The 17147-nt window shown below is 70.3% G+C and carries 8 protein-coding genes; 4 read left to right on the top strand and 4 right to left on the bottom strand.

Annotated elements, in window-relative coordinates:
* Positions 1–240 precede the first annotated feature (240 nt).
* The 3 genes from ABZU53_RS04650 (at position 241) to ABZU53_RS04640 (ending at position 11310) form a co-directional block, all read left to right on the top strand.
* Positions 241–3879: a LamG domain-containing protein gene (locus ABZU53_RS04650; RefSeq protein WP_355063852.1), complete on the top strand. Its 3639-nt coding sequence runs from the start codon at positions 241–243 to the stop codon at positions 3877–3879.
* A gap of 154 nt (positions 3880–4033) precedes the next feature.
* Positions 4034–10873 (top strand): polymorphic toxin-type HINT domain-containing protein, encoded by a 6840-nt coding sequence (locus ABZU53_RS04645; RefSeq protein ID WP_355063851.1) that lies wholly within the window; start codon positions 4034–4036, stop codon positions 10871–10873.
* Positions 10870–11310 carry a hypothetical protein gene (locus ABZU53_RS04640; RefSeq protein ID WP_354855429.1) on the top strand — a complete coding sequence of 147 codons (441 nt, stop codon included), beginning with the start codon at positions 10870–10872 and terminating at the stop codon, positions 11308–11310. The genes ABZU53_RS04645 and ABZU53_RS04640 overlap by 4 nt, the downstream gene beginning before the upstream one ends.
* 147 nt (positions 11311–11457) lie before the next feature.
* Here ABZU53_RS04640 and ABZU53_RS04635 read toward each other — a convergent pair whose 3' ends face one another.
* The gene (locus ABZU53_RS04635) at positions 11458–12432 is read right to left on the bottom strand and encodes a nitroreductase (RefSeq protein ID WP_355063849.1); all 975 of its coding nucleotides are present in this window, start codon (positions 12430–12432) and stop codon (positions 11458–11460) included.
* 195 nt (positions 12433–12627) lie between these two features.
* On the opposite strand from ABZU53_RS04635, the gene ABZU53_RS04630 reads away from it, so the two are divergent.
* Positions 12628–13266 carry a response regulator transcription factor gene (locus tag ABZU53_RS04630; protein WP_234581614.1) on the top strand — a complete coding sequence of 213 codons (639 nt, stop codon included), beginning with the start codon at positions 12628–12630 and terminating at the stop codon, positions 13264–13266.
* A gap of 15 nt (positions 13267–13281) precedes the next feature.
* Here the strand turns inward: ABZU53_RS04630 and ABZU53_RS04625 are convergent, their stop codons facing one another.
* From ABZU53_RS04625 to ABZU53_RS04615, 3 genes are all read right to left on the bottom strand, one after another.
* Positions 13282–14913, bottom strand: coding sequence for a GAF domain-containing sensor histidine kinase (locus ABZU53_RS04625; RefSeq protein ID WP_354855458.1), 1632 nt, complete (start codon positions 14911–14913; stop codon positions 13282–13284).
* Between the two features lie 141 nt (positions 14914–15054).
* Positions 15055–16050 carry a nitroreductase gene (locus ABZU53_RS04620; protein ID WP_354855427.1) on the bottom strand — a complete coding sequence of 332 codons (996 nt, stop codon included), beginning with the start codon at positions 16048–16050 and terminating at the stop codon, positions 15055–15057.
* A 242-nt stretch (positions 16051–16292) separates the two neighbouring features.
* Positions 16293–17138 (bottom strand): universal stress protein, encoded by an 846-nt coding sequence (locus tag ABZU53_RS04615; protein ID WP_355063847.1) that lies wholly within the window; start codon positions 17136–17138, stop codon positions 16293–16295.
* Positions 17139–17147 lie beyond the last annotated feature (9 nt).

The following is a 17147-nucleotide window of genomic DNA, read 5'->3' as shown; positions in this document are numbered from 1 at the left end:
TTCACCGGTGACGGCGGGTGCGGCCGTAGTCATCATTGCGGGCTGGTACCCCATTTGTTATCACGGGCGGTAGCGGACATAGACAAACCTGTAAGCCAGCCCTACAGTTCGGCCGACTAGTTCTCATCAGCACGGGGGTTTTTGATGACCACTGGCCGCTGGCTGCTGCCCGCGCTCCTAAAGAGACGTTCCCTTCTCGTAGTCGGAAGCGCGGTCGCGCTTCTCGGCACATCCGTCGCGGTGCCCGCACAGGCCGTGCCGGCTGCCGCGTCGAAACCGTCAACCGCCATCTCCGAGACCGCCGACCCCGCCTCGGCGTCCGCCGCCGCGCGCCGCTCCGGTAAGCGGGTGGAGGTCGCGTCGGCGCGTACCGAACTGACCCAGGTGTTCGCCAACCCGTCCGGGGGCTTCACGGCGGAACTGGCCGTGGTGCCGCAGCAGGTCAAGCGCCCCGACGGCTCGTGGGCGGTCGTCGACCTCGCGCTACGTCGGGGTGCGGACGGCTGGCGGCCGACGGCGTCGGTTGCGGACGTGCGCTTCTCCGACGGTGGCGATGCCGCCGCGGTGGTCCTGTCCCGCAACGGCCGGTCGTTCTCCCTGTCCTGGCCGGGTGGTCTACCCCGACCCTCGGTGTCCGGTGACTCGGCCACCTACACCGACGTGCTGCCCGGCACGGACCTGGTGCTGCGGGCCACCCGGACCGGGTTCACCCACGTCCTCGTGGTCAAGACGCCGGAGGCAGCGGCGAACCCGCGTCTGCGCGAACTCCGCTTCGACCTGGGCGGCGACGCGCGGGTGGTGCGGGGTCGAGACGGTCGCCTGTCGGCGCTCGCCGGCGACGAGGTCCTCGCCGCCGCCGACAGCGCCGTCATGTGGGACTCCCACGCCGGTGTCGCAACGTCAGGCCAGCGATCGGCGACGGCCTCGGCCGGGGACGCCGCGTCCGCGGGTGGGTCGTCGTCCGACCTCTCGTCGTCGGCGGCGCCGGGTGACAGAGCGCGTGTCGCCGCCGTCGATGTCCAGGTCGCCGACGGTGACCTGGTCCTCCGCCCGGACGCCGCGTTGCTCTCGCCGGCCGGCGCGACCTTCCCGGTCTACATCGACCCGGCCTGGTCCACCGGCAAGTCCCGATGGGCGTACTCGACGAACAACAACAGCAACAACACGGACACCTCGGTGGCCCGGGTGGGCCGGGACCCGGACTCCGGGAAGCTGTACCGGTCCTACTTCGACTTCCCGTTGACCACTGTGCGGGGCAAGCACATCGAGTCCGCGTATGTGCAGATGAAGCTGGATCACTCCTGGTCGTGCGGCAACACGCCGACCTACATGTACCACTCTGGTGGCATCGCCTCGACTCCGCGTACCAACTGGGCGCCGAAGCTGATCGGCTTGAAGTCCTCGGCCAGCTCGCACGCCAACGAGGGCTCCGGGTGCTCCGACTCGCCACAGCCGGACATGACCGTCAACTTCACCGGGTCCGCGGTGACCAGCGTGATCCAGTCCTCCGCGACCAGCAGTGCCACCAACATCACCTTCGGCTTCTGCGCGTGCAGCGCCACCGACGGGTCGGGCGAGTCCACGACCGACCGGTGGAAGAAGTTCTTCCCGGGCAACGCGAAGCTGGTGGTCGACTTCGACTCCATCCCCGGTAAGCCGAACAACCTGCAGGCGGCCGGCGTTGCCTGCTCGGCCAGCACGACGCTGGTCATCGGCACCCTGAAGCCGACGTTCTCCGCGATCTTCCCGGACGCGGACGGTACGCAGGCGCTGACGACCGGGTACGAGTGGGTCCAGGTGCCCAGCAACGGCGTGATCGATGCGTCGACCCCACGCCGGTCGCCTCCCGGCGGGGCATCGGTCCCCGCCGGAGGCCGATCGACGACGGCCGCCGTGACCGCCAGCGAGGGCGTGACGTACGCGTTCCGCGCCAAGGCCACCGACCCCGCTCCCTACAGCCGGACGAGCGTCTGGTCGGACTGGTGCAAGTTCATGGCGGACACCAGGGTGCCGCCGGTGACCGCGAGACTGATCTCCGGGTCGGCGGAGCCGGGCAGCACGGCGACGTTTGCGGTCATGTCGACCGACACCACGGTGACCAAAATCCGGTACGGCTGGGTCGATCCGCCCGTCACCGAGGTCACTGCGGTGAGTCGCGCGTGGTTGTACCCGCCGCTGACCGGCACAGTCGTGAAGCAGGCCTTGGTGTCGCTCGTGGTGCCCAAGTTCGGGTTGAACACCCTCTATGTCGCGGCAAAAGACGGTGCCGGCAACATCGGCTACGGTTCGCTGGAGTTCACGGCCCTACGGCCGACACCGGCGACAGCCCGCTGGGGTCTGGAGACCTACCCCGGGGTCACGGCGTCGCAGGCACTCGACGACACGCAGCAGTCGCCCCCCTCGGGCAGGACCCCGCTGTCCTCGGGCAGCGTCTCGTGGACCGGAGATCTGCGGCTGATTCGCGGCGAGACCGCCTCGTTCAACGGCACCTCGTCCAGCCTGGCCACAACCGGGCCGGTGGTGGACACCACGGAGTCGTTCAGTGTCGCGGGTTGGGTACGCCTGGCGGCGCTTCCCACCACGGCGGACATGGCGGTCGCCGCCCAGGCCGGCACCAGCACGGCCGGCTTCGTGTTGGGTACCCGGCTGGAGGGTTCCCCGCTGACGCCGCGCTGGTCGTTCCTGATGAAGGACACCGACCTGCAATCCAGTTCCACCCGAGCAGCGGTCAGCTCCGCCCTGACAACGGCGGACGTCGGGCGGTGGACGCACATCGCCGGTGTCTACGACAAGACCGCCGGGAAGATCCGGCTCTACGTCAACGGCAAACTCACCGCCGAGACGGATCGGACCGCGGCCGCGTGGAGCGCCGGTGGCCCGTTCAGCGTCGGGCGGGGCTGGACCTCGGGCGCGCCGGCCAACTGGCTGAAGGGCAACCTGGCCGACGTGCAGGTGTACGACCGGGTGCTGGTCGACCACGACTTCACCGGTCAGCTCGCCGAGGATCCGGACTCCGGAGGCTTCGACGAGCCGGGAATGCTGTCGGCGGTCAAAGTGGGTGACTGGGGCTTCGGCAACGGCATGCCGTGCTACGTGGAGTCGACGGACCCCACCCTGTGCAGCGCGCCGGAGGACGGTCAGTTCGGCCGCAGGCTGGCTCTGACGGCGGGCGCCGATTTCGGCTCTCTCTCCGACGACAAGTTCCTGACGCTGGACCGTCAGGGCATCGAGGATCCGGCCCAGCTGACGACAGAGTACGGGCGCTCACAGGACAATCTCGCCGAGCCGCAGAACCCGGTCTGGCAGGACGGCCGCGTGCTGCGTACGGATCAGTCCTTCTCGGTGTCCGTCTGGGTGCGACCTGACGCACAGGCACTGGGCACCATGACCGCCGTCAGTCAGGCCGGCACGCAACAGTCGGCCTTCTACCTCGGCCAGCGTGCCTTCACGGTGGGCACCACGACCGAGTACCGGTGGTGTGTCAGCGTCTTCGGCGTCGACGACGATGACACCACGGGTCAGACCGTGGCGGTTCCGATGACGTCGGGGGTCCTGACGGAGGACGACTGGGCCCGGTGGACGCATCTGGTCGCCGTCTACGACGCGTCCCGGCGCGAGATCCGGCTCTATGTCAACGGAAAGCAGGAGGGGATCAAGGGTTTCAGCAGCGGCACCTTCACCGGCGCCTTCGACGCGACCGGTCCGCTCGTCGTCGGCGCTGCCCGCTTCACCCCAGTGGGCGGAACGACACGGTGGGTCGACCTCTGGCGGGGCGACATCGACAAGCTCGGCCTCTATCAGGGTGCACTGACCGACGCGACGGTCAAGACGCTCTTCGACGCGGAGTCGCCGGAGTCGGTGGAAGCACCCGAGGACTGACCGCTCCGCAGCCCCTGACCGAACCCCGCACGTCGACCTCGTCCGTGGAGGCATGGTGAACCCCTACTCAAAAACTCTCCGTAAAACCCTTCGAAAGCCCCGTAATTCCGGCAAGGCCCTCCTGGCGGGGCTGCTCAGCGCCGCTTTGTTGACCATGGGGCTGTCGGTCCCGGCGCAGGCCGCGCCGGGCGGCTCCAAGCCCGGGACCGGTCAGCGAGAGAAGCTCGACAAGGACGGCGGCCCGGCCCTCGGTCGTGCCCGGCCGACGAAGGCCGTACCGAACGCCAAGCCCGCCGCGCCCGTGTGGCCCGCCCCGGGCGAGGCGACGGTGACCCTGCCGTCGGACGGCGCGGCAGGCGCGGCCGGTCAGCGCCGCTCCTCGTCCTCGGCGGTGCCCGCTGGTGCGCTGCCGGTGTCGGTCCAGCGGGCGACCGGCACGGCAGGCGCCCGAACCTCGGCGGTCTCGGTCCAACTGCTGGACCGCGCGGCCGTGCCGGCCCGGTGGCGCGACGGACTGATGCTGCGGATCGACGACGCCGGTCAGGCGCCCGCGCGGTCCACGACACCCGCTCAGCCCGGCGCGGCCACCGTCTCGGTGGACTACCGCGGTTTCCGGGACGCCTTCGGTGGCGACTGGGCATCTCGGCTGCGGCTCTGGCAGGTCCCCGAGTGCGGACTGCGCGACCCGCAGCGGGCCGAGTGCGCGGCCAAGCCCCTGATCTCCAGGAACGACGGCACCTCGGTGACCGCCGAGGTGCCGGTGGCCGCCGACAGCGCGGCGGCGCGGACCGCCGGGCAGGCCGGGACGCTCGTCGCGCTCGCCGCGGGCAGCTCGGGTCCGGAGGGTGACTTCTCCGCGACCCCGATGTCGGCCAGCGCCACCTGGTCGGCGGGCACGTCGACCGGTGGCTTCTCCTGGTCGTACCCGATGCGGATGCCGCCAGCGATCGGCGGCCCGGCACCCAGCCTCGGCCTCTCCTACACGTCCGACGCGGTCGACGGCCAGTCCGACGCCTCGAACAGCCAGCCGTCGTGGGTCGGTGAGGGCTTCAGCCTCTGGTCCGGCTACATCGAGCGCAGCTACGTCCCGTGCGCCGACGACATGAGCGGCGGCAACAACAGCTCCAACCGCACCGGGGACCAGTGCTGGCGCTCCGAGAACGCGACGATGTCGCTGAACGGTCGGGGTGGCGAACTGATCTTCGAGGCCGGCAAGGGCTGGCACAGCCGCAACGAGGACGGCACGAAGATCGAGAAGCTGACCGGCACCGCCAACGGTGACGACGACGGTGAGTACTGGAAGGCGACCACGCCCGACGGCACGCAGTACTTCTTCGGCCGCAACACGCTGCCCGGTCAGAGCGCCACCACCGAGTCCGCCTGGACCGTCCCGGTCGCCGGCAACCACGCGAACGAACCGTGCAACGGCTCCTCGTTCGCCTCGTCGTTCTGCAACCAGGCCTGGCGGTGGAACCTCGACTACGTCGTCGATCCGCGCGGCAACACCCTGTCGTACTGGTACGAGAAGGAATCCAACTACTACGCCAAGCTCGCCACCTCCACCAACAAGGCGTCCTACGTCCGCGGCGGATCGCTGCGGCGGATCGACTACGGCACCTGGGACCGCAGTTCCACCGACCGCTCGGTCAAGCCCCTGGCCCAGGTCGTCCTCGACATCGCGGACCGCTGCGTGACCGACTGCTCGAACCGGGGCAACTGGAAGGACGTCCCCTGGGACCAGGAGTGCACGGCGGCCGCGGCGGACTGCAAGGAGAACTACGGTCCGACGTTCTGGACGACCAAGCGGCTCTCGACGGTCACCACACAGGTCTGGGACACCACCAAGACCACCCCGGGCTGGCAGCCGGTGGACTCCTGGACGCTGGGTCACACCTATCCGCCCGTCGGTGACGGCAGTGACCACGCCGGAATGTGGCTTACCTCGCTGGTGCACAAGGGCCTGGTCGGGGGCACCGTCGTCATGCCGCCGGTGACCTTCGAGCCGGTGTCGATGGCGAACCGGGTGTTGAGCAAGAACAACACCAGCAACAACCGGATGCGGATCGGCAACATCTTCACCGAGACCGGGGGGCAGATCCAGGTCACGTACAGCCTGCCTGACTGCAAGAGCAACAGCCTTCCGTCCGCCCCGAACACCAATACGCGCCTCTGCTACCCGGTGGTGGGGCCCGACCCGTACGAGCCGGGCAAGGAACTCACCGAGTACTGGCACAAGTACGTCGTCAAGCAGGTGTCCGAGTCGGACATCAAGGTCATGGCCGGCGGCACGGACCACGGCCAGCCGGTGCAGAACACCTACTACGACTACGTGGGCGACCCTGCCTGGCACTACGCCGACGACAACGGGCTGGTGCAGCCGAAGCGCAAGACGTGGAACCAGTTCCGCGGCTTCGGGCAGGTGGAGGTCCGCAAGGGCGACGCCCCGGCCCAGACACTGACCCGCACGACCTTCCTGCGCGGCATGCACGGTGACCGGCTCGCTCCGTCCGGCGGCACCCGTGACGTCACCGTCGGCGCCTCGCTCGGTGGCGAGACGGTGTACGACGAGGACCAGTTCGCGGGCATGGTCCGCGAGCAGGTCGTCTACAACGGCGTCGAGAGCAAGCCGGTCAGCAAGACGGTCAACGTGCCGTGGCGATCGAAGGCGCTCGCGACCCGCACCATCAACAAGGACGTGGTCTCGGCCCACTTCACGAACACCCGGGTCACCTACAACGCGGTGGCGCTGGGGGTCAACGGGGCATCCGGCTGGCGCACCTCGCGTACGGTGTCGGCCTTCAACGAGGACTACGGCAGCACCGAGTCGATCCAGTCCGACGGCGACGTCGGCAAGACCGGTGACGAGACCTGCACCACCTACCTCTACAACCGCAACACCGACGCGAACCTGCTCGGGACGGTCAAGCAGATCACCGTCAAGGCTCTGCCCTGTGCCACCGCGCCCGCCAGCCAGGACGACATCGTGGCGGACGAGCGCAAGTTCTACGACGGCGCCACCAGCATCGACGCTCAACCCACCCGGGGTGAGGTCACCCGGATCGACCGGCTCAAGGACTGGTCCGTCGCCGGTGGCACGGTCTGGCAGACCATCAGCCAGGCCACCTTCGACGCCTACGGGCGGCCGGCGACCGCTACCGACGCCCGTGGCCGCACGGTGAAGACGGTGTACACCCCCGCGACCGGTGGACCCGTCACGAAGGTGACCACCCAGACGCCGGATCCGAACGGCGGCACCGTCGACTGGGAGAACAGCATCGAGGTGCGGCCCTACTGGGGCCAGCCGGTCAGCACCAAGGACTACAACGGCAAGCAGTCCGACCTGGTGTACGACCCCATGGGGCGGCTCGCCAAGGGCTGGAAGGTCGGCTGGCCGCAGGCGGATCACCCGAACAGCCCGTCGGTCGAGTACACCTACTACTACGCGCCCAACCGGGATGCCTACCCGTACACGAAGAGTCGGGTCCTCCACGCCGGCGGCGGGTACCTGACGTCGTACGACATCATGGACGCCTTCCTGCGGCCTCGCCAGACGCAGGCAGCCGGGGTGGGCGGTGGCCGGGTCGTCACCGACACCCTCTACGACGCGACCGGTCGGGCCGTGACCTCCTACCAGGCCCACGCCGAGCCGGGCACGCCCGACGGCGCGCTCTGGTGGGAGCCCGAGTGGTCGGTGCCGGCGTTGACCAAGGCGCTCTACGACAACGCCTCCCGGCCCACCGACCAGGTGTTCTTCGGCACCGACGGGGTCACCAACCTCATCGAGAAGTGGCGCACCAGGACCGAGTACCTCGGCGACACCACGAAGGTGACCCCGCCGCCGGGCGGCACCGTCACCACCACCAAGACTGACGTGCAGGGCCGGACGGTGGAGCTGCGCCAGCAGACCGACCGGACGCAGGTAACGCCGGACCACGTCACGACCTACACCTACAACCGCAAGGGCCAGCTCACCCTCGTCCGGGACACGGCCCAGAACGAGTGGGTCAACACGTACGACGTCAAGGGCCGCCAGACCAGCGCGAAGGACCCGGACAAGGGCACCACCACGACCACCTTCACCCAGTACGACCAGGTGGAGACGGTCACCGACGCCAACGGTGTGCTCGTCAACGAGTACGACTCGTTGGGGCGGCGCAAGGGTCTCTACGCCGGCAGCGTGGGCGCCGCGAACAAGCTGGCCGAGTGGAAGTACGACAAGCTCTACACCGGTCAGACCGTCCGAGGTCAGCTCACCGAGAGCATCCGCTACGAGTCGGCCGGATCGTCGAACGCCTACAAGTGGCAGGTGCGCGGCTTCAGCGACCGCTACCAACCCACCGGCACCAACTACGTCATCCCGACCAACGAGGCTGCGAATCTCGCCGGCACCTGGGTCTATGGCTACGAGTACTCGCCCTACGACGGCAGTCCGACGGCGGTCACCTATCCGGCCGGCGGTGGTCTGACCACCGAGAAGGTCCAGACGACGTACGACTCGACGACCGGGCTACCCACCGAACTGTCCACCAATCTGATCAACGTGGGTCGCTACGTGATCGGCCAGCAGTACACCCAGTACGGCGAGCCGACGCTCACCACCCGCAAGACCGACGGCGGCGTGTACGTCGAGGACAACACCTACTACGACCTCACCACCCGACGCGTCGACCGGATGACGGTCAAGCCGGAGACCGCCGCCGGAACGGTGGTGGACACCGACTACGAACACGACGCCGTCGGCAACATCCTCTGGATCAAGGACACCCCGCAGGTCGGCACGGCGGACACCCAGTGCTTCCGCTATGACGACCTGCGCCGGATGACCAACGCGTGGACGCCCAAGGCGGGTGTCGAGTGCAAGACGGATCCGAGCGGGTCGAACCTGGGCGGCCCGGCCCCGTACTGGCACGAGTGGACCGTCGACGCGGTCGGCAACCGCAGCACGGAGAAGGTGCACACGGCGGCGGGTGACACCACCCGCACGTACACGTCGCCGGCCAGCGGCAAGGACGCCGTACGACCGCACGCGGTCACCTCGGTCCTCACCGAGGCGCCCGGCCAGGCCGCCGTCACTACCCAGTACGCCTACGACAATGTCGGCAACATGACCTGCCGGCCAGCGGCCACCACGGCGAACAACTGCGCCAACGGGACCAACTCGCAGACGCTGAAGTGGAACACCGAGGGCAAGCTCGCCTCGGTGAGCGTCGGCGGGCAGACCGTCGAAACCAACATCTACGACGCCGAGGGCGCGCGTCTGATCCGTCGCGACTCCAGCGGGAGCACGCTCTACCTGCCGGGTCAGGAGATCCGGCGCGACAACAACTCCATCGTCACCGGCACCCGCTACTACAGCTTCGCCGGCAGGATGGTCGCCAACCGTACGCCCAGCGCGCTGACCTGGCTCTACTCGGACCACCAGGGCACCCAGCAGACCGGCATCAACGCCGCGTCCCAGGCGGTCACCGTCCGCCGACAGACACCGTACGGCGACCCCCGCGGCACCCAGCCGCAGTGGACGAACAACAAGGGCTTCGTCGGCGGCGACAAGGATCCGACGGGCCTGACCAATGTCGGAGCCCGGCAGTACGACACCGCTCTGGGACGGTTCATCTCCGTCGACCCGGTGCAGGACCTCGCCGATCCGCAGCAGTGGAACGCGTACGCCTACAGCAACAACAACCCGATCACGTTCTCCGACCCGAGCGGCCTGCGGGCCTGCTCCGACGACGCCTGCGGTCCGGGCGCCGACTACGAGGACATGTACGGCAACTACGTCGAGGTCAAGGGCGACAACGACGGCTGCGGTGGTAGTTGTGGCGACGACGACTGGGCCGAGGCCCGCGCGGCGCACGAAGCCGGTGGCGGCAACGGTGGCGGCGGTGGCAAGGGTGGCGGCAAGAACGGTGGCCCCACCGACGAGGAGATCAAGCGGGCCAAGGAGGTCAAGAAGCAGAACGCCGTCTCGATCATCATCCAGGCCGGCGGGAAGCTCCTGCTCGACTTCTTCGGCATCAACGACATCCTGGACTGCATCCACGGCGATCTGATGGCCTGTGCCTTCACGCTCGCCGGCATGCTGCCCGTGGGTAAGGCCCTCCAGTTCCTCCGCAAGGCCAAGCCCATGGCCAAGACGATCACCAGGGCCGGTAAGGCGCTGTTGAAGTGGAGCCAGGAGACGAAGTGGGCTGACGACGTCCTCGAGGCAGCCGAGAGTTGTCTGGTAAAACGGCACAGTTTCGCGCCAGGGACGAAGGTGGTGCTGGCCGGCGGCGGTTACAAGGCCATCGAGGAGTTGCGCGAGGGTGACCTGGTCCTCGCCACCGACCCGGAGACCGGAAAGACCGAGGCTCGCGAGGTCACCAGGACGCACCGCAACGAGGATGCGGACCTGACGGACCTCACGGTCAAGGCCGACGGCGCCGAGGCGACGGTCATCAAGACCACCCAGCACCACCCGTTCTGGAGTGAGGATCGTCAGGACTGGATCGACGCGGCCGACGTCCAGGTCGGTGAGGCGCTGCGGGCGCTCGACGGCACGGCGATCACGGTCCAGGCCGTCCGGTCGTACGCCGGCCTGCAAGCGATGTACGACCTGACGGTCGCCGACATCCACACGTATTATGTGGTGGCCGGTTCCACGCCCGTCCTGGTTCACAATTGTGGGCCTGGGCAGGAATTCGGTACTCCGTGCACATGTAGTGCGGATCAGAGCTTTACTCGACTTGGAACCAGTTGGGAAAGCACGGGACGCCTTGAGCGATCGGCTGCTGCCGCAGAGGCGAGCGAACGGTTCGGTCACGGAGTTTCGGTGACAACTCGTACTGCGGAAGGCGCGAGCACGGCAACTCGACAGGAGGTAGAAGCTGCAGGCTTCAGCCTCAGATACACGCCGACGAGAAATGATGCGATGCACCATACGCTTGAGCTTCCCAAGCCTGTCGACTCAGGTGTTGCGAGAGCGTTCAACACAGTCTTCGGTAGGCGTCGATGAGTGAGGTCGACGATCTTCTGGAATCTGCGCGTAGCGGTGCGCTGAAGCTCCAGGCAGTGGTTGTCGTGGACTGGCGAGATGGCCCTATCGAAGGATTGGCTCTGCTGTCGGCCGGGAAGGGGCTTTGGAAGTTCCAGCTCTTCGCGGAACTGCCCAGTAGCGAGGACCTCAGTGAGAGGTTGTTCTTGTTCTCCGCGCTCACCGAGCGTTCGGCAGAACGGCAGTTGCTGCAAGTAGCGGCGGACTCGCGACTGCCGCTGATCTGGCCGTTCGGTGAGCGGCCTGACGCCGTTGCTGTGGTATCTGCAGTTGATGCTGCCTTGGAGACTGCGGAGCGGCCGACTCTGGTAGTGAGCTCAAGGGACTTCGATGTTGTGACGAAGGTCTGGCTGATAGAGGAGGCCAGCTTCCGCCGACCGCCCGAACATTCAGGCTGAAGCGGTTGACGTGGTTGATCAATAAGTGGTACTCAGCAACGTCGTGAATAATTGACAGCGACCGGGTGGGCTTCTCGGAACGAGAGGTCCACCCGGTCGGCCAGATTCGACGTTGATCGGCGCGGGCCTGGTCGGACCGGGATCTGCTCACGGACAGATCACCGGCAATTCCAAGGCGTCCTCAACCGCCCGGCGAGGGGTGGGGCGGCCCGGCTGGCCGTACCCGATGCGCAGCACCATCTGCGGCGCGCCGAACCGCCCCAGCGACACCCGCAGCTGTTCCCGCGCGGTCGGCACCTCGATCGGCTGGGACAGCATCGACACGCTCAATCCCGAGTCGGTGGCGGTGAGCAGCACCCGTTGCAGGGCCTGACCGGCGACCACCTGGTCGATGGCGGTGTTGCCGACCGAGCCGAGCACCCCCACCAGCGGCTCGGGTTCGAAGTCCCGTCCCGGCGCCCGGTCGCGCCCGCCGAAGCCGCGCGTCGGCAGCACGTCCTGCGGCTCGTGCTGCGGGCCGCCGGCCGAGGCGGGTACGCCGTCCGGCGCGGGCTCCCGGCGCAGCCACCGCTCGCGTTCCGCCCGGTAGGCCGGGTCGCGCTCCAGCACCCGGTGCGCGCTGCGGGCGATCTCCCCGAATGCCGTCACCGCGCTCACCCCGATCAGCAACTCCAGCCAGCACCCCTCGGCGCGGGCCGCCTCACCGAGGCGCCACCGCGCGTCGGACGGCACCGGGTCCGGCCGGAACGGCAGCCGGTTGCTGAACCGGCGGGGGATGGCCGCGTGCAGGCTCTGCTCGGCGGGGGTGGGCCGGCGCGGGATGTCCGGCACCAGCCGGGCCAGCAGGTCCGGCTCGGCCGGGTCGGGGCGCAGCCGTACCCGGGCCGGGACGCCGGCCACGGCCAGCGCGACCCGCAGGTTGAACAGGGCTGCACCGCAGGCGATCCGTACGCCCCAACCGCTCGGGTCGGTCGCCGGCAGCCGCCGGGCCGGGTCGGCCAGCACCTCGATCCCACCGTCGCGTAGCCGTAACCGCCACGGCTGCGTGTTGTGCAGCGACGGCGCGCGGACCGCGTCCGCGGCGGCGGCTCGCAGTTGGGCTGTGGTGTAGCCGATGTGCATGGCGGTGCTCCCTTCCGGTGGGCCGGTCGTCGAGTCGCGGCGGCCGGCGCACCCCCACGGTCCGCCCGCCGGGTGGGCGCCGAGCAGGGCCGGACGTCCCGATCCACCGGGCCCGACCGCCCCACCGACAGTCGGTCCCTCCGGTCGGGACCTTCGGCCCGTGCGCCTGCCGAGCGGCGCGGGTAGAAACGAGGGATGATCCGCGTCTTCCTCCTCGACGACCACGAGGTCGTCCGCCGTGGCCTGGCCGACCTGCTGCAGAGCAGCGGTGACATCGAGGTGGTCGGCGAGTCCGGCTCCGCGCAGGAGGCGTCCCGCCGCATCCCGGCGCTGCGGCCCGACGTCGCGATCCTCGACGCCCGGCTGCCCGACGGCAACGGCATCGACGTGTGCCGCGACATCCGGGCCGTCGACTCGTCCATCAAGGGCCTGATCCTCACCTCGTACGAGGACGACGAGGCGCTGTTCGCCGCGATCATGGCGGGGGCCGCCGGGTACGTGCTCAAGCAGATCCGCGGCACCGACCTGGTCGACGCGGTGCGTCGGGTGGCAGCCGGGCAGTCCCTGCTCGACCCGGCGATCACCACCCGGGTGCTGGAACGCATCCGCAACGGCGTCGAGCAGCCGCGCGAGTTGAAGTCGCTCACCGAGCAGGAGCGGCGGATCCTGGAGTACGTGGCCGAGGGGCTGACCAACCGGGAGATCGCGGGAAAGATGTTCCTCGCCGAGAAGACGGTGAAGAACTACGTCTCCAGCGTGCTGGCCAAGCTGGGCCTGGAGCGCCGCACCCAGGCCGCCGTCCTGGCCACCCGTCTGTTGGGCAAAACGCCCTGAGCCGACCCGCGCCGGTCAGTCGCGCAGGGGCACCGACCAGCACAGCTCGGTGCCGTGCGCCTCGACCGGGCGGATCGTGAAGGTGCCGCCGAGGCGGTCGGCGCGTTCCCGCAGGTTGATGAGGCCACCTCGGGCGGCGGCCGGGTCGCAGCCCACCCCGTTGTCGGTGACCGTCACGCTGACCTGCCCGCCGTCGACGCGTACGGCCACGTCGACGCGGGTGGCCTGCGCGTGGCGGACCGTGTTGGACAGCGCCTCGCGCAGCACGGCGGTGAGATCCGGGCGGAGGGCGTCCGGTACGGCGCTGTCCACCGGGCCGGTCACCTCCAGGTGCGGCTTGAAGCCCAGCGACTCGGCGGCCAACTCGATGGCCTCGCGGATCTCGGTGCGCAGCGCGGCGGTCATCGGCGTCCGCAGCTCGAAGATGGTGCGCCGGATGTCGCGGATGGTGGCGTCGAGGTCGTCGACGGCCGCGTTGATCCGCTTGGCCACCTCGGGGCGGGCCATCATCGGCGCGGCGCTCTGCAACTGCAGGCCGGTGGCGAAGAGCCGCTGGATCACCACGTCGTGCAGGTCGCGGGCGATCCGTTCGCGGTCCTCCAGGACCACCAGCAGCTCCCGTTCCTCCTGGCCGCGGGCCCGTTCCATGGCCAGCGCCGCCTGACCGGCGAAGCTGCCCAGCAGCGCCACGTCCTCGGCACTGGCACCGCCGCCGCGCTCCGGCCGGTGCGCCACGATCAGCACGCCGTGCAGCGTGTCGGCGGTGGCCAGCGGTGAGACGATCGCGGGCCCGGTGTGCAGCAGCGCCGGCCACGGCGCGGCGTGTGCCAGGTCGTCCACCTGGTCGTGCCGACCCTCGGCCACGGCCGCCCCGAAGCTGGTGTCGGCGGCCGGCAGGACCGCGCCGACCAGCGCCCGGGCCCGCTCGTCGACGCCGTCGACGACCTCCACGGTGAACTGGGCGGTCTCGCTGTCGTGGAGCAGCACCAGCGCCAGCTCCGCCTCGGCGACCTCCCGGGCCCGGCGGGCGACCAGCGTCAACGCGTCGGTGCGGCGCACCTCGCCGAGCAGCACCGTGGTGATCTCGGCGGTCGCGGCGAGCCAGCGTTCCCGCCGGTGGGCCAGGGCGTACAGGCGGGCATTCTCGATGGCCACGCCGGCGGCGGCCGCGAGCGCGACGACGATCTCCTCGTCGTCCTCGGTGAACTGCGCGCCGCCCTGCTTCTCGGCCAGGTAGAGGTTGCCGAACACCTGCTCCCGGATGAGCACCGGCACGCCCAGGAAGCTGTGCATGGGCGGGTGGTTGGCGGGGAAGCCGTAGGAGCGTGGGTGCTGGGTGATGTCCGGCATGCGCAGCGGGCGGGAATCGTCGATGAGCAGGCCGAGCACGCCCCGCCCGTGCGGCAGGTCGCCGATCTGCGCGTGCTGCTCGGGCGTGATGCCGTGCACGATGAAGTCGTGCAGCAGCCGGTCCGGGCCGACCACGCCCAGCGCGCCGTACCGGGCGCCGACCAGCTCGCAGGCCGCCTGCACGATGCGTCGCAGGGTGGTGCGCAGATCCAGGTTGGTGCCGATGCCGACGACCGCGTCGAGCAGCGCCCGTAGCCGCTCCCGGCTGGTCATCACCTCGCCGACGCGGTCCAGCATCTCCTGCAACAGCTCGTCGAGGCGGACCCGGGACAGTGGGCTCAGCCCGAGCGACGGCGTCACCGGGGATTCCGGGCGGGGCTGCGGAACGCTGCTGGTCACCGCGCGATCGTAGCGTCGGCGTACACCGTCGATCGCCCGTCAGGCCCGCTCGCCGCGCACCGCGGAGGTGTCCACCACCTGCTCGCTGGCCAGCCGCGGGGTGTGCGGCGGGCCCGCGTGTGCCGGGTCCGCGATGCCCAGACGCAGCACGAGGTACGGGAAGCCGATGCCGGCGAGCACCTGACGCAGGGTCTGTCGGGTGCCCGGGACCTCGACCACCGCGCTCAGCGGCACCACCGACACGCCGAGCCGGGTGGCGGTCAGCCAGGCGGCGGAGAGCGCTTCACCCGCGCGCAGCCAGCTGTCCCGCTCGTCCTCGTCGCCGTGCAGCAGCGCGTACACCGCCGCCCGGTCGTGGCCGGGGCCGACCGGCAGGCTGCCGGGGCGGCCGAAGTCACGGCCGGGCACGGTGGTCTGTGGCGGCTGCTCGGGGAGCACCTCGGGGGGCAGACCGGTGCCGCTGTCGGCGCGGCTCGTCCAGTACGCCAGCTCGGCGCGCAGCTCCGGGTCCTCGGCCTCGACCGTGTCGGCGTGCCCGGCCGTGGCGGCCAGCTCCAGCACCTGGTCGCGGTCCAGGATCTGTAGGCGGCCGCCCTCTGCGGTGACCGCCTGGGCGATCTCCCCGATCGCGGCGGTCGGCACCGGCTCGTCGCTGACCGGCCGCCGGTCGGTGTGCCGCACCGACATGCACTGCACCATCCGCATGGCGTCCGGGTCGCCCGCGGTCCGGCTCAGGTCGGTCAGCCGGGCCAGCAGGTCGGTGTCGCCCGGGTCGGGCAGGCGCTGCACCACCGCGCGCCAGCCTTCGGCGGCGAGCGCCAGCCGGGCGTGGTGCAGGGCCGCGCCGCAGCTGATCGTGAGCAGCCGCCCCTCCGGGTCGCTGGCCGCGAGCTGCCGGTCGGTGACCGTACGCAGCTCCAGCGCGTCGGGGAGCACCCGCCACCGCCACGGCTGCGTGTTGTGCACCGAGGGGGCCTGGCCGGCGGTGGTGGCGGCCTCCGTCAGCGCGGTCGTCAGCTGACTGTCCTGACTCATCGTCACGACCTTTCCGTCTTAGCCATCGTGCCTCACCTGGCGCTGTCGCACGGTGTGTTGCCGCTCCATCGTGGGGCAATCCCGGACGCCGGGCAGGGGCCGCAGGTCCCGAATCGGCGGGTCGTTGCGCCCACCTGGTGCCTCGACCGGCGGCCGGCTCGGGTGCCGGCGAATGCGCCGAGCCACCGGGACGCGCTGCTGTCGCGCCACCCGCCGACGCGGGCAGTCGAGCGGGCGCGGCCTCAGCGTTCCCGGACGACCGCGACCGGGCAGCCGGCGTGCTGGATCAGCTGCTGGCTGACCGAGCCGAGCAGCATCCCGGCCAGCCCACCCCGGCCCCGACTGCCGACCACCACCAACTGCGCGGACCGGCTCGACTCGATGAGCGTCCCCGCCGGGCTGCCCGCGACGAGGTCGAGCGTGATGTCCAGCTCGGGGAACGTCCGCCGCCACGGCTCCAGCGCCTCCTCGACGGCGGCCTGCTCGTCGGGCGTCCCGGCCGCCGCCTCGGGGCCGGGGGTCCAGGCGTGCAGCACGCGCAGCGGCACCCGGCGTTGGGCGGCCCGCTCGACCGCGAACCCGAGCGCCACCAGCGACGGCTCCGAACCGTCCACACCGACCGCCACCGGGGCTTCCGGTCCGCTGGCGGTCCCGTCGCGGACCACCACGACCGGGCAGTGCGCGTGCGCGGCGACCGCCACCGCCGTCGACCCGGCCAGCAGCCCGCCGAACCCTCCGTGGCCGCGGCTGCCAAGTACCAGCAACCCCGCGTCGGCGGAGCGCTCCTGCAACACCAGGGCCGGCGGCCCGTCGTACACCTCGCCGGTGACCGTCAGGCCGGGGTGCGCGGCGGCGGCGTCCGCCGCGGCCTTGCGAACCAGGTCGTCCGCCTGTCTCCGGGCGGTGTCGTCCGGCCAGACGCCGGGCGCCACGCCCGGACCGACCCAACTGGCCACCGTCAGCCACTCGAAGACGTACGCCAGCCGCACCGGCTGGCCGCTGCGCTCGGCCTCGACCAGCGCCCAGTCCAGGGCCACCGACGCGTCGGTGGAGCCGTCGTAGCCGACCAGGATCTCCGCGTCCCGCACGTCGTCCTC

The organism is Micromonospora sp. NPDC005194 (assembly GCF_040608335.1).
In the GTDB taxonomy this organism is placed as follows: domain Bacteria; phylum Actinomycetota; class Actinomycetes; order Mycobacteriales; family Micromonosporaceae; genus Micromonospora.
Note: the sequence above shows the minus strand (reverse complement) of the source record. Positions and strands in the feature narration are given on the sequence as shown.